The organism is Pseudomonas sp. UBA5706 (assembly GCF_002419965.1).
Lineage (GTDB): Bacteria > Pseudomonadota > Gammaproteobacteria > Pseudomonadales > Pseudomonadaceae > Aquipseudomonas.
Map to the genome: position 1 here is coordinate 73,774 of NZ_DIHC01000009.1, position 13,022 is coordinate 86,795.

General features: G+C 60.0%; 7 protein-coding genes. 3 read left to right on the forward strand and 4 right to left on the reverse strand.

Annotation, left to right across the window (positions count from 1 at the left end):
* Positions 1 to 376 precede the first annotated feature (376 nt).
* The gene (locus B3I26_RS05075) at positions 377 to 1,501 is read right to left on the reverse strand and encodes a GNAT family N-acetyltransferase (protein ID WP_296255758.1); all 1,125 of its coding nucleotides are present in this window, start codon (positions 1,499 to 1,501) and stop codon (positions 377 to 379) included.
* A 278-nt stretch (positions 1,502 to 1,779) separates the two neighbouring features.
* Here B3I26_RS05075 and B3I26_RS05080 point away from each other — a divergent pair, with 278 nt between their 5' ends.
* From B3I26_RS05080 to B3I26_RS05090, 3 genes are all read left to right on the forward strand, one after another.
* Positions 1,780 to 3,060: a putative porin gene (locus B3I26_RS05080; RefSeq protein ID WP_296255760.1), complete on the forward strand. Its 1,281-nt coding sequence runs from the start codon at positions 1,780 to 1,782 to the stop codon at positions 3,058 to 3,060.
* A 334-nt stretch (positions 3,061 to 3,394) separates the two neighbouring features.
* Positions 3,395 to 3,805, forward strand: coding sequence for a GlcG/HbpS family heme-binding protein (locus tag B3I26_RS05085; protein ID WP_296255763.1), 411 nt, complete (start codon positions 3,395 to 3,397; stop codon positions 3,803 to 3,805).
* A gap of 31 nt (positions 3,806 to 3,836) precedes the next feature.
* Positions 3,837 to 4,676, forward strand: coding sequence for an SDR family oxidoreductase (locus B3I26_RS05090; RefSeq protein WP_296255766.1), 840 nt, complete (start codon positions 3,837 to 3,839; stop codon positions 4,674 to 4,676).
* 139 nt (positions 4,677 to 4,815) lie between these two features.
* On the opposite strand, the gene B3I26_RS05095 is transcribed toward B3I26_RS05090, so the two are convergent.
* From B3I26_RS05095 to fadD1, 3 genes are all read right to left on the reverse strand, one after another.
* Complete coding sequence (locus B3I26_RS05095) at positions 4,816 to 5,937, reverse strand: beta-ketoacyl-ACP synthase III (RefSeq protein ID WP_296255768.1); 1,122 nt, start codon at positions 5,935 to 5,937, stop codon at positions 4,816 to 4,818.
* A 441-nt stretch (positions 5,938 to 6,378) separates the two neighbouring features.
* A complete protein-coding gene (hrpA, locus tag B3I26_RS05100) occupies positions 6,379 to 10,290 on the reverse strand; it encodes an ATP-dependent RNA helicase HrpA (RefSeq protein WP_296255769.1) in 3,912 nt (1,303 codons plus the stop codon).
* A gap of 681 nt (positions 10,291 to 10,971) precedes the next feature.
* Positions 10,972 to 12,669 carry a long-chain-fatty-acid--CoA ligase FadD1 gene (gene fadD1, locus B3I26_RS05105; RefSeq protein ID WP_296255771.1) on the reverse strand — a complete coding sequence of 566 codons (1,698 nt, stop codon included), beginning with the start codon at positions 12,667 to 12,669 and terminating at the stop codon, positions 10,972 to 10,974.
* Positions 12,670 to 13,022 lie beyond the last annotated feature (353 nt).

The following is a 13,022-nucleotide window of genomic DNA, read 5'->3' on the forward strand; positions in this document are numbered from 1 at the left end:
CGACGTTTTGCTTTGATTCTGGCCGGAGGCCGTGGGGGCCCGGTTTGCAGACAATGGGTTGCCCTGTAGCATCGCTGCCGGTCGCCGGCAGATCGCGGGCAAGCCTGGCTCCTGCGCCCTGCTGGCAGAAGCGGGATAGCGCTGCGCTGCAAGCTTTTGATTCTGGCCGGAGGCCGTAGGAGTCCGGCTTGCCGACGATCTGTTGCGCAGCGACAGTAAATCCTGTCAACGGCACACCTCAGGCGAAACGGGGTATCTGACTTCGTTGCCGACGCCATCAGGTTACAGGCACAGTCGAGCCTCCACACCGACAGCTCGCGTGCCTTGGGCACAGGCGGTTTTTACGTGATTTTGAGAACCGCCTCAGGCTCCACGATCAGACCTGCCGATAGGGCAACGCTGCGCGCGCTTGTTCGGCATACGCGAGAATTCCCGCCCTCTCCTGCTCCAGAAACCCGGCCACCGCCTCGCGCAGGCCGGGATGAGCCAGGTAGTGCCAGGAATGGGTGATGACCGGTTCGAAGCCGCGAATCAACTTGTGTTCGCCCTGGGCGCCAGCATCGAAACGCTTGAAACCGTGGGCGATGGCATAGTCCATGCCTTGATAGAAACAGGTCTCGAAATGCAGCCGATCAAACTCGGCCAAACATCCCCAATAGCGCCCGTAGAAACTATCGCCGCCGATCAGACTGAACGCCATCGCCACAGGCCTCGCACCCTGCCTGGCCAAGACCACGCGAATAGCCTCGGGCATGCGCTCGGCCAGCAGGCTGAAAAACTCCCGCGTCAGGTACGGCGCCTGGCCGCGAACTTCATAGGTGTTGGAGTAGCAGGCATAGACAAAATCCCACTGCGCCTGACTTAACTGTTGACCTTCCAGCCATTCGAATTCGAAGCCTTGACCCGCCACCTGCTCGCGCTCCTTGCGCATTTGCTTGCGCTTGCGCGAACTCAGGGCGTCGAGGAAATCCTGGAAATCGCGATAGCCGCGGTTCTGCCAGTGGTACTGACAACCAATGCGCTGCAGCCAGCCCGGCTGCTCGGCCAGTAACGCATCGGTGCCAGGATCGGTGAAGTTGACGTGAACGCTGGAAAGCGCTTCGGCTTCGGCATAGCCGGGCAGACAGGCGATCAGCTGGCGACCGTCCTCTGGTGTTTTCGCCAGCAGACGCGGCCCGCTTACCGGACTGAACGGCACCGCCACCAGCAGCTTGGGATAGTAGTCGATCCCGGCGCGCCGGCAGGCGTCGGCCCAACCGTGATCGAACACATATTCGCCAGAGGAATGCCACTTGCGATAGCTCGGCAGCGCGGCGATGAGTGTGTCGTCCTCATAGTGCAGCAGGTGCTCGGCGCGCCATCCGGAGCGCGGCCCGAGACTGCCACTGTCCTCCAGCGAACTGAGGAAGGCATGACGCAGAAAAGGCGAGTCGCCGGGTATCAGCGCGTCCCACTCCGCAGGCGCAAGGTCCGCCAGACAATCCAAACGATGTAACGACATCACGATCCCCACTTCAATCCCGCAAGCGTGCTGAGTATCGCCCATTGCAAACCATTTCACATGATCGGCATGCAACGAAGGCTCTGGCTCGCGACTTTGCTGACATAAATCGTCATGCACATGCCATCACTTAGCCATCTTTCCGTCATAAACGACCGCAATACTGGCGCCTGTTTTTAGAGCCCCAGGTTCTTAAAACGTTGATTCATTTTCCGCCCACTCTCGGTCGGTCGTTCCCTGGATGGCTTTGTCATCCCCTCTCATCTACGGAGATTGATATGCGTCTTGCTTCCACCAAAACTGCGGCGGCCCTGTGTGGCGGTCTGCTGCTGGCCATCAGCGTTCCAGCCAGCGCCGCAGTCGACGCGAAACTGCTCGACATGCTCAAGGCCAACGGTTCGATTTCGCCAGCCCAGTACGCCGAGCTGCAATCCGAGCTGGCCAAGGATCAGCAGGCTCAGCAACAAGCCCAGAAAGCGACAGCCGACCAGATCGCCGCTGCGCAGACCAAGTCGGCGGACCTGTCGGCATTCGAGCAAAAAGTGGCATGGGCGGCCAAGACCCAATTCAAGGGCGATGTTCGCGTTCGTCAGGAAACCATCAAGATCGATGGCCAGAACAACAGCCAGGACAAAGACCGGCAGCGCATTCGTGCTCGCTTGGGCGCCTACACCGAGATCAACCCGCAAGTCAGCACCGGTATCCGCATCGCCACCGGCGGTAGCAACGACGCCCGTTCGACCAACCAGGACCTGGACGGCTATTTCGTCAAGAAAGACCTGTGGCTGGACATGGGTTACATCGACTACCACCCCACTGCCCTGCCGAACCTGCACATCATCGGCGGCAAGATGGCTCAGCCATGGGTGAGCATGGGCGACATCATCTGGGACAGCGACATCAATCCTGAAGGTCTCGCAGCCTCCTACAGCCTGCCGATCAGCAAAGCTTTGGAGCTGTTCGGCAGCGCCGGCAACTATACCCTCAAGGACAACATCGACGGCGACGGCACCCAGTTCAAGAACGACCTGCGCCTGAACGCCGCGCAACTGGGCGCCAAATTCACCCCTATCGATGCGCTTAAGATCACCGCTGGCGGCAGTATCTACCAGTACCAAAACGACAAGGACTCGGCGGCGCTGGCAGTCAACGGCAACAACACCAACCGCTTCCGCCTGCTCGAAGGCTTCGGTCAAGTGGACTTCAACGGTCTGGCCGTGCCGCTGGCCCTGTACGGCCAGTACGTGACCAACAACGCCACCGACAGCGACGAAGACACCGGCTGGCTGGCGGGCGTGAAGACCAAGGTGTTTGGCTTCGGGCTGGACTACAACTACCGCGATGTTCAGCGTAACGCCGTGGTCGGCGCGTTCACCGACTCCGACTTCGCCAACGGCACCACCGGCTCGCGCGGCCACAAGCTGGGCGTGTCCTACGACATCGATAAGAACTTCTCGATCGGCGCTACCTACTTCCTGACCAAGGCCGACTTTGCCGTGGCCTCCCAGCGCGATGCCGATGCCAACACCTTGCAGCTCGACGTGCTGGCGAAGTTCTAAAGCAACAGATGAGCGCTTCAAGTGACAAGGTTCACCTTCAAGCGTCAGGCCCTCAACGCTCCCTAAGGGTTTGAAGCGCCTATACCCGCCCGCCGCGCTGTGTCGGATCCCCAGCATCCGTTCCGACAGGTCTGCGGCGGCCTGGTATTTCGGGCACAGGGAACTGGTTAAGGGCTTGAATCAGGCCTGCTCATACAGACCAAGGTGCCACCGCCAGGCTGCGGTAAAAGGTCGCGATAGCAGAAAAAACAGAACACGTGGGTTTTCACGGGGTCACCTTAAAGGCAGACATTGATTCAGCTGAATCAGAATCGCGCTACAGAGGAGTACCTGAATGCTGACCCTTGCCTCCCTCTCACTTTCCGATGCCAAACGCATCATCAATGCAGCCGAGGCCAAAGCCACGCAGATTAATTCGCCCAGCAACGTGGCGGTCGTCGACGCAGGCGGCAACCTGGTTGCCCACGTTCGCATGGATGGCGCACAGCTGGCGAGCATCTCCCATTCGATCAACAAGGCGTTTACTAGCCTTGCCTGCAAGACAGCCACCAAAGATCTGGCGGCCGATGCGCAACCGGGCGCATCGCTCTATGGCATCGCCAACTCGGTGGATGGCCGCATCATCACCTTCGCGGGCGGCATCCCCGTTAAAAGCGGCGACGCGTTCGTCGGCGCCGTGGGCGTCAGCGGCGGCACCGCAGACCAGGACCAGGCCGTGGCCGAAGCAGCGGTCGCAGCGCTTTAACCCCTTTCACACCTCCATACAGGAAATAATCATGACTATTCTCGTAACTGGCGCAGGCACAGGGTTCGGCCACGAAGTCGCTCTCCGGCTCGCGGCGAAAGGGCTGGACGTTATCGCTGGCGTAGAAATCGTGGCGCAGGTGCATTCGCTGGAGCAGGAAGCGACGCGCCGTGGCGTGAAACTGCGCATTGAAAAGCTCGACGTTACCCATGAAGGCGACCGTCTAAAGGCGGCCGAGTGGGATGTTGACGTGCTGTTGAACAATGCCGGTATTTCCGAAGGTGGATCGACCGTCGACATTCCCGCAGAAAACCTGCGCCGTCAGTATGAAGTCAACATCGTGGGGCCGTTGATGCTGACCCAGCTGATTGCCAAGAAAATGGTGCAGAATAAAAAAGGCAAGATCGTCTTCATGTCTTCTGTGGCGGGTCTGACCACTGACCCGTTCGCGGGCGCGTACGCGTCCTCCAAGCACGCCATCGAAGCCATCGCCGACGCGATGAATCAGGAGCTCAAGGAGTTTGGTGTCGACGTCGCCACGGTCAACCCGGGGCCATTCCTCACCGGCTTCAATGACCGGATGTTCGAGACCTGGAAAACCTGGCAGGACGATCCCTCCCAGCGTCTGTTCGACTACAGCAAACTGGCGTTTCCCCATGAGCAGTACGATCCGGAGCCGGTTTTCGAAACCACCATCGGTGTGATCACCGGCGAAATCGACAGCTATCGAAATGTCGAACCCAAGGAAATCATCGCCCAGCAACGTCAGCAGATGGATGCTGCCTGGACACGTAAAAGCAATGAGGGGCTTGGAAAACGAACCGAGCTGGTGCAGAAAGCCTTCGACATCAAGCCCGGCACGCCTGTCTGATCCAGGGCTTGGGCCCGTAACGCTCAACCCGGCATTACAGAGATACGCCTGACGGGTTTACACAATGGCCTGCCTCCTGTGCGGGGGCTGGCCATTGGACATGGGCTGAGCGCCAACCACCGCCGGCGCTGGCGTTAGATCACTTTTTGCGCAAGATCACGCTACCGATCGAATACCCCGCCCCGAACGAGCTGAGTACGCCCAACGCGCCTTTTGGAAGATCGTCCTGATAGGTGTGAAAGGCAATGACGGAGCCCGCCGAACTGGTGTTGGCATAGCTGTCAAGAATCACCGGGGCTTCTTCGACCGTCGCGTCACGGCCTAGCAATTTTTTCACGATCAGGTGATTCATGCTCAGGTTGGCCTGATGCAGCCAGAAACGTTGCACATCGCTGACGTTGAGGGTGTTTTCATCAAGGTGCGCGCCCACCAATTCAGCGACCATCGGGCAAACATCGCGGAAGACCTTGCGACCTTCCTGCACGAACAGTTTGTCTGGCGTGCCTTCGCCTTCTTCGGCGGCGCGGTTGAGAAAGCCGAAGTTGTTGCGAATGTTGTTGGAGAAGGTGGTCAATAGCTTGGTGCTGACGATCTCGAATTGGTGCTCGGACGTTGCCAGGTCGGCACGTTCGACCACCAATGCGGTGGCTGCGTCGCCGAAGATGAAATGGCTGTCACGGTCTCGGAAGTTCAGGTGTGCGGTGCAGATTTCCGGACTGATCACCAACAATGCACGGGCCTGGCCGAGCTTGACGCTGTTGCTGGCAGTCTGGATCCCGAAGGTGGCAGAGGAGCAGGCAACGTTCATGTCGAAACCGAAGCCCTGAATGCCCAGCGCCGACTGGATCTCGATGGAAATCGCTGGATAAGCACGTTGCAGGTTGGAACAGGCGACGATCACGCCGTCGATGTCGGCCGCGGTCTTGCCCGCACGCTGCAAAGCCTGTTCGGCAGCGGCGACGCCCATCTGGCAAAGGATCGACCACTCGTCGTTGGAGCGCTCGGGCAGGTGCGGCTTCATGCGCTGCGGGTCGAGGATGCCTGCCTTGTCCATGACGAAACGGCTTTTGATGCCACTGGCTTTTTCAATGAAGGCCGCGCTGGACTCGCTCAGCGCCTGAACCTCGCCAGCCTCGATGGCCGCAGCGTTTTCAGCGTTGAACTGCGCGACGTAGGTGTTGAAAGACTGCACCAGTTCATCGTTGGAAATGCTGTTGGGCGGGGTATAGAGCCCTGTGCCACTGATCACGACGTCGTACACGGTCGTTCCTCTCTAATTGTGTTGGCAGCAGGCAAAGAACCTGCTCAAGCATCGGCATGGCCACTTTCTGGCACGGCAGTACCAATGCAGCGATAAACGTTCCCGAACACGGGATTGGTATTTGTGACGCATTGAGATTTTAGCGAAGAAGTTTGCCATAACGGCCGCGATTTGGCGCTATCGGGCAAACGAATGGCTAGCTGATGCTGCTTCAACTGCGTGGCTGCGAGGTTTACCCACGATTGGCCCGGAAATGGTCGTAAACCGGTCCACGCGCCTGGGCATGACGCAGCGCATTCCGTGAATCTGTTGCCGCTTTGCGTCTGGCCGCCCAAGCCACGCTCCTGTATCGAGATGAGTCTGAAAGCCCGATACGTCGGCCCTCGTCGGCGGCTCAAGCAAAGCCTTGCCGGGTATGCAATAGCACCCGGCAAAACGCAGTCACCCCTCGACCTGACTCCACTGTTTGTTCAAACGCTTGTCGGAAATCGGCACCTTGGTCCCCAACTGCTGGCCAAACAGCGACACGCGATATTCCTCCAGCCACCAGCGGTAAACCACCAGTTCCGGGTCGCGCTTGCCTTCCTGCGCATGTTTATCGGCACGGGTTTGGTATTGCGCCCAAAGGTTGCCCAACTCGATGCTCCAGACCCGGTCCTTCTGCACCTGGCTGCCCAGTTTTTCGAGACGCAGTTCGATGGCTTTCAGGTAGCGCGGGAACTCCTTGAGCCACATAAGTGGCGTTTCGCGGACGAAGCCTGGGTACACGAGCTTGCCCAGTTGCCCTTTAATGTCGTTCAAGGCCACGGCCTGAGCCAGGTCAATCTTGCCCTTGAAGCGTTTTTGCAGACCGTGCCATAGCTTGAGGATTTCCAGCGTCAGCTTCGCCAGCCGTTCTGCCTGCTCGGTCAGACTCCCACGCTTGCGTTCGGCCAGCGACATGAGGCCCGCGCCGTCGCGCGGCAAGGTGACTTCACCGTCCAGGATACAACTGTCCAGACTGGCCAGCAGAATGTCCTCGATCAGGGCGTCGACTCGGCCCATGTCGCGGTACAGCAAGGCCAGCTCGGTCTGCCCAGGCAGTTTGCTGCGCAGGAATTTCGCAGGCTCGGCCAGTTGCTGCAGCAGCAGGCGCTGCAAGGCGCGGCGATGCTGATACTCAGCTTCGGTCTGCGTTGAAAAACGCCCTTCCTTGACCGCGCCGCCCTCTTCCACCAGCGCCGGGTACACCGTCATCGACAGCCCGGCGATCGTCTGTTGGGTCGTTTGTGCTACAGCAGCGAAGCCCTTGGCTTCCACCGGCTGTTGATGCTTGGCCGACTGCGGCACCGCCAGCGCGGCCTGCCCGGCTTCGGCAAACCGCGCAGTCAATTCGTCCAGCTCACGGCCCTCACCGAGGAACTTGCCGTTGGCGTCAACCACCTCCAGATTCATTTTCAGGTGGTTTTCCAGTTGCTGCGCCGCCTCGACCCAGGCTTCGTCGGTAACCCGGGCACCCGTCATGCGCAGCAGTTCACGACCCAATGCCTGTGGCAACGAGCCTTCGGCGAATACCATGCGCTGCAGCGCCGCCTTGACGAAATCCGGCACCGGTACGAAGTTTTTGCGCAGCGCCTTGGGCAAGTTACGCACGAGCGCCACGCATTTGCTCTCCAGCAGCCCCGGCACCAGCCATTCCAGACGCTCGGCGGGCAGCGACAGCAGCAACGGCGCCGGCACGCGCAAGGTCACGCCGTCACGCGGATGATTGGGTTCGAAGTGGTAGGTTAGCGGCAGGGTCAACTCGCCCAGACGCAGGGTGTCGGGGTATTGATTGGCCGTCACTTCACTGGCTTCACGGGCGAGCACATCTTCTTCGCGCATGATCAGCAACTGCGGGTTCTTCTGGCTCTCCATTCGGTACCAGGCGTCGAAGGTCGCGGTCTGGTGAATCTCGGCAGGCAGGCGCTCGTCGTAGAAACGGAACAGCGTTTCCTCGTCGGCGAGAATGTCCCGACGCCGGGCCTTGGCTTCCAGTTCGTCCAGTTGCTCAAGCAATCTGGTGTTGGCACTCAGGCATTTGGCGCGGGACTGGATCTCGCCGCGCACCAGCCCTTCCCGAATGAAGAACTCGCGGGAAACCGCCGGATCGATCGGCCCGAAATGCACCGGGCGGCGACCTACTACGATCAAGCCAAACAAGGTGATCTGCTCAAATGCCACGACCTGACCGCGCTTCTTCTCCCAATGCGGTTCGAAGTGGTTTTTCTTGATCAGGTGCCCCGCCAGCGGCTCGATCCAGTCCGGCTCGATCTTGGCGACCATGCGCGCATACAGCTTGGTGGTTTCGACCAGTTCGGCGGCCATGATCCATTGCGGGCGCTTTCTGCCAAGACCCGAGGACGGGTGCACCCAGAAACGCCGCTGCCGCGCGCCCAGGTAGTCGCCTTCTTCGGTCTTTTGTCCGATCTGGCTCAACAAGCCCGACAGCACCGCCTTGTGGAATTTCGGGAAATCGGCCGGGTCCTTGTTGACCGTCAGTTGCAGGTCGCGACAGATCAGGCTCAGTTGGCGATGGGAATCACGCCATTCGCGCAGCCGCAGGTAGTTCAGGAAGTTGCGTCGACACCAGTTGCGTAGCGGACTGGCCGTGAGGGCCTGACGCTGCTCCTCGAACCCGCGCCACAGGTTGACCAGCCCGGCGAAATCCGAATCCTGATCCTTCCATTGCGCGTGGGCCTGGTCGGCGGCCTGCTGCCGCTCCGGTGGACGCTCGCGCGGATCCTGAATCGACATGGCGCTGGCGACGATCAGTACTTCCTGCAGACTGCCCTGTTTCGCGGCCTCCAGCAGCATGCGGCCCATCCGCGGGTCCACCGGCAAGCGCGCCAACTGACGACCAAGCGGGGTCAGCTGGTTCTCGCGATTGACCGCCGACAACTCCTGCAGCAGGTTGAAGCCGTCGCTGATGGCCTTGCCATCTGGCGGCTCGATGAACGGGAAATCGGTAATCTCGCCCAAGCGCAGATGCAGCATCTGCAGGATGACCGCCGCCAGGTTGGTGCGCAGGATTTCCGAATCGGTGAACTCAGGGCGGGAGAGAAAATCCTCCTCGCTGTACAGACGCACGCACAGCCCCGGCTCGACCCTTCCGCAACGACCCTTGCGCTGGTTGGCGCTGGCCTGGGAAATCGCCTCGATGGGCAGGCGCTGGACCTTGGCGCGATAGCTGTAGCGGCTGATCCGTGCGGTGCCGGTATCGATCACGTAGCGAATGCCCGGCACAGTCAGGGAGGTCTCGGCAACGTTGGTCGCCAGCACCACGCGCCGGCCTGGGTGCGACTGGAAGATCCGCTGCTGTTCGGCAGGCGACAGCCGCGCGTACAACGGTAGGATTTCAGTGTGCTTGAGCTGAGCCTTGCGCAGCATTTCCGCGGCGTCGCGAATCTCGCGCTCGCCAGGCAGGAACACCAGCACATCACCGGGGGATTTGCGTTCGCGGCGTTCCAGATCAGCAAGTTCATCCAGCGTCGCGAGAATCGCCTGATCGACGGTCAAGTCGTCCTCGACGCTGTTGCCCTCCTCGTCCTGCTCGGAGGTCAGCGGGCGATACCAGGTGTCAACCGGGAACGTACGACCGGAGACCTCGATGATCGGCGCCTTGTCGAAGTGCTCGGAAAATCGCTCAAGATCGATGGTTGCCGAGGTGATGATGACTTTCAGATCCGGGCGACGCGGCAGCAGGGTTTTCAGGTAGCCGAGCAGGAAGTCGATGTTCAGGCTGCGTTCGTGGGCTTCGTCGACGATGATCGTGTCATAGCGCTCAAGGAAGCGGTCATGCTGGGTTTCGGCCAGCAGGATGCCGTCGGTCATCAGTTTGATCAGGGTGTTTTGATCGCTTTGGTCTTCGAAGCGCACTTGATAGCCGACCAGTGCGCCCAGAGGCGTGCCGATTTCTTCGGCGACGCGGCTGGCGACACTGCGCGCGGCAATCCGCCGCGGTTGGGTGTGGCCAATCAGTCCGTGCTGCCCGCGACCGATTTCCAGGCAGATCTTCGGCAACTGCGTGGTTTTACCCGAGCCCGTTTCGCCGGCGATGATCAGCACCTGATGCTTGAGCAGCGCCTCCTTGATCTCGTCGCGTTTGGCGGCGATCGGCAGGTTCTCGTCGTAGCGAATGGTCGGCACGCTTTGCTTGCGGCCAGTCACCAGCGTACACGACGCCTGTACACGCTCGACCCACTGTGCCAGCTTCGCCTCGTCGGGCTTCTTGCGCAGCTCATGCAACTGGCGACGCAGGCGATGACGATCACTGATCATCGCGTGGTCGAGGTTCTTGAACAGTTGGTCGATGGAGGGCGATTCGTCGGTCATCAGGGCGCGAAGTCTTTTCTGTCTGAATGCAGGGCGCGAATTGTCGCAGATTTGGTAGGGGTGATGCATGTGTGCAACTGGCGCATCGCATTTGCTTTTGCGCGCAGGACCGAAGTCCGGCTTGCCAACGATCTGCCGGGAACCGGCAGCAAAGCCAGGCGGCGCGGTGTGCCAGGCAAACCATGGTGGCAGGGTTCACGCCTGCTGCGCAGCCGATCGCGAGCAAGCTGCGCTCCTACGCCCTTCGGGCAGAGTCAAAAGCCGCAGGTCTTTAGCGACATTCGGTTATGTGCTCGCAGGCAGAATCAAAGCGGTTGTGTCTGTAGCGCCATTCAATTTTCTGCCGCAGAGGCGCATTAACGCCGGCCCGCTTCTGCCGAAGGCGTAGGAGTCCGGCTTGCCGACGATCTGCCGGGAACCGGCAGCAAAGCCAGGCGGCGCGGTGTGCCAGGCAGGCCGTGGTGGCAGGGTTTACGCCTGCTGCGCAGCCGATCGCGAGCAAGCTGCGCTCCTACGCCCTTCGGCAGAAGAGCTTGCTGCTCGTTTCATGACCCGCTTGATCATGAGTAACCGACGCAGAGCGTCGGGAGCGGCGTTCCCACGCGGAGCGTGGGACAATCACAGCACGGCGTGAAAATAACAAACCCCGCGCAAGGGCGGGGTTTGTCATGTGTGAAACGGTCAGGCCGGTTTTTTCAGCGCCAGCTTTTTCAGCTCTTCATCACGCAGTTCGCGGCGCAGGATCTTGCCAACGTTGGTGGTCGGCAGGGCGTCGCGGAATTCCACGCTGCGCGGCACCTTGTAGGCCGTGACGTTAGCGCGCATATGCTCCATCACCTGATCCCTGGTTAGCGTGGTGCCCGGCTTGACCACCACGAAAATCTTGATCGCCTCGCCCGATTTTTCATCCGGCACACCGATGGCCGCGCACTGCAACACGCCCGGCAGGGTCGCCAGCACGTCTTCCAGCTCATTGGGATACACATTAAAACCCGACACCAGAATCATGTCCTTCTTGCGATCGACGATGCGCATATAGCCGTCCGGCTGGATCACCGCAATGTCGCCGGTTTTCAACCAACCTTCGGCGTCGAGCATTTCATCGGTGGCTTCCTGGCGCTGCCAATAGCCCTTCATTACCTGCGGGCCTTTGACGCACAGCTCGCCGACCTCGCCAAGGGGCAGCTCTTCACCGGCGTCGTTGATGGTTTTGCACAGGGTCGAGGGCACCGGAATGCCGATGGTGCCCATCTGAATCTTCTGGATCGGGTTGACGGTGGCCACCGGGCTGGTTTCGGTCATGCCGTAGCCTTCGCAGATCGAGCAACCGGTAACCTCTTTCCAGCGCTCGGCAGCGGCCTGTTGCAGGGCCATGCCGCCGGACAGGGTGACTTTCAGCGAGGAGAAATCCAGATTGCGGAAGTCAGCGTTATTGCACAGCGCGACGAACAGGGTGTTCAGGCCGACGAAACCGCTGAACTTCCATTTCGACAACTCCTTGACCATCGCCGACAGATCGCGCGGGTTGCTGATCAGGATGTTGTGGTTGCCGATCAGCATCATCGACATGCAATGAAAGGTGAACGCATAGATGTGATACAGCGGCAGTGGGGTGATCAGGATCTCGCAGCCTTCATCAAGGTTGGAGCCCATCAGCGCCTTGCATTGCAGCATATTGGCGATCAGGTTGCGGTGGGTCAGCATCGCACCCTTGGCCACGCCCGTGGTGCCACCGGTGTATTGCAGTACGGCGACGTCCTCGCTATGCGGCGCGGCATCATTGACCGGCAGGCCGTGCCCCTTGGCCAGCACGTCATTGAACTTGACGGCCGTGGGCAGGTGGAACGGCGGGACCATCTTCTTCACGTACTTGATGACGCTGTTGACCAGCAGGCGCTTGAGTGGCGGCAACAGGTCAGCGACTTCGGTGACGATGATGTGCTTGACGCCGGTCTTGGGCACGACCTTCTCGGCCAGGTGTGCCATGTTCGCCAGGCACACCAGCGCCTTGGCACCGGAGTCGTTGAATTGGTGTTCCATTTCCCGCGCGGTGTACAGCGGGTTGGTGTTGACCACGATCAGCCCGGCCCGAATGGCACCGAATACGGCGACCGGGTATTGCAGCACATTGGGCAACTGCACCGCGATGCGATCACCCGGTTGCAGGTCGGTGTGCTGCTGCAGGTAGGCAGCGAACGCCCCGGACAACTCGTACATCTGGCCATAAGTGAGTGTCTTGCCCAGGTTACTGAACGCAGGTTTGTTGGCGAAACGCTCGCAGGACTGTTTCAATACCGCCTGGACGTTTGGATACTCGTCCGGATCGATATCGGCAGCGATACCAGACGGATATTTATCCTTCCAGAAGTTTTCGATCATGGAAGCCGACTCCTCAGCGACAGCGTTTCTACACACCGCTCGATGCGATGATTTCTTGTGTTTGGATGTTTGTAGCCACAGCTTTTTGTTTATCGACAGAATAAAAAGCGGGCCGAGCGTAGCAGCTTTGCCAAAGCCCGACCAGAGGCAAAAGCCGCCTCCACAGTCACTAACATGACTCATGAATGTTTATTGGTCATGTTTAGAGCAATGAACCTAAATGTCGAAGTTTCATGTCTGTTGAGGTATTCGAACGGATCAGTCCAGCCCGCTCTGGGACCTCGTTGCCTGTCTGGCAAGCCCGACTGACGGCAGCGATTGCAAGCGCTCCACTGCCGGCAAAGCCGTACCAC

Bases quoted from the DNA above. Each gene is read 5' to 3' on its own strand.
- B3I26_RS05075 (WP_296255758.1), bottom strand. From the start codon at position 1,501: ATGTCGTTACATCGTTTGGATTGTCTGGCGGACCTTGCGCCTGCGGAG.
- B3I26_RS05080 (WP_296255760.1), top strand. From the start codon at position 1,780: ATGCGTCTTGCTTCCACCAAAACTGCGGCGGCCCTGTGTGGCGGTCTG.
- B3I26_RS05085 (WP_296255763.1), top strand. From the start codon at position 3,395: ATGCTGACCCTTGCCTCCCTCTCACTTTCCGATGCCAAACGCATCATC.
- B3I26_RS05090 (WP_296255766.1), top strand. From the start codon at position 3,837: ATGACTATTCTCGTAACTGGCGCAGGCACAGGGTTCGGCCACGAAGTC.
- hrpA (WP_296255769.1), bottom strand. From the start codon at position 10,290: ATGACCGACGAATCGCCCTCCATCGACCAACTGTTCAAGAACCTCGAC.
- fadD1 (WP_296255771.1), bottom strand. From the start codon at position 12,669: ATGATCGAAAACTTCTGGAAGGATAAATATCCGTCTGGTATCGCTGCC.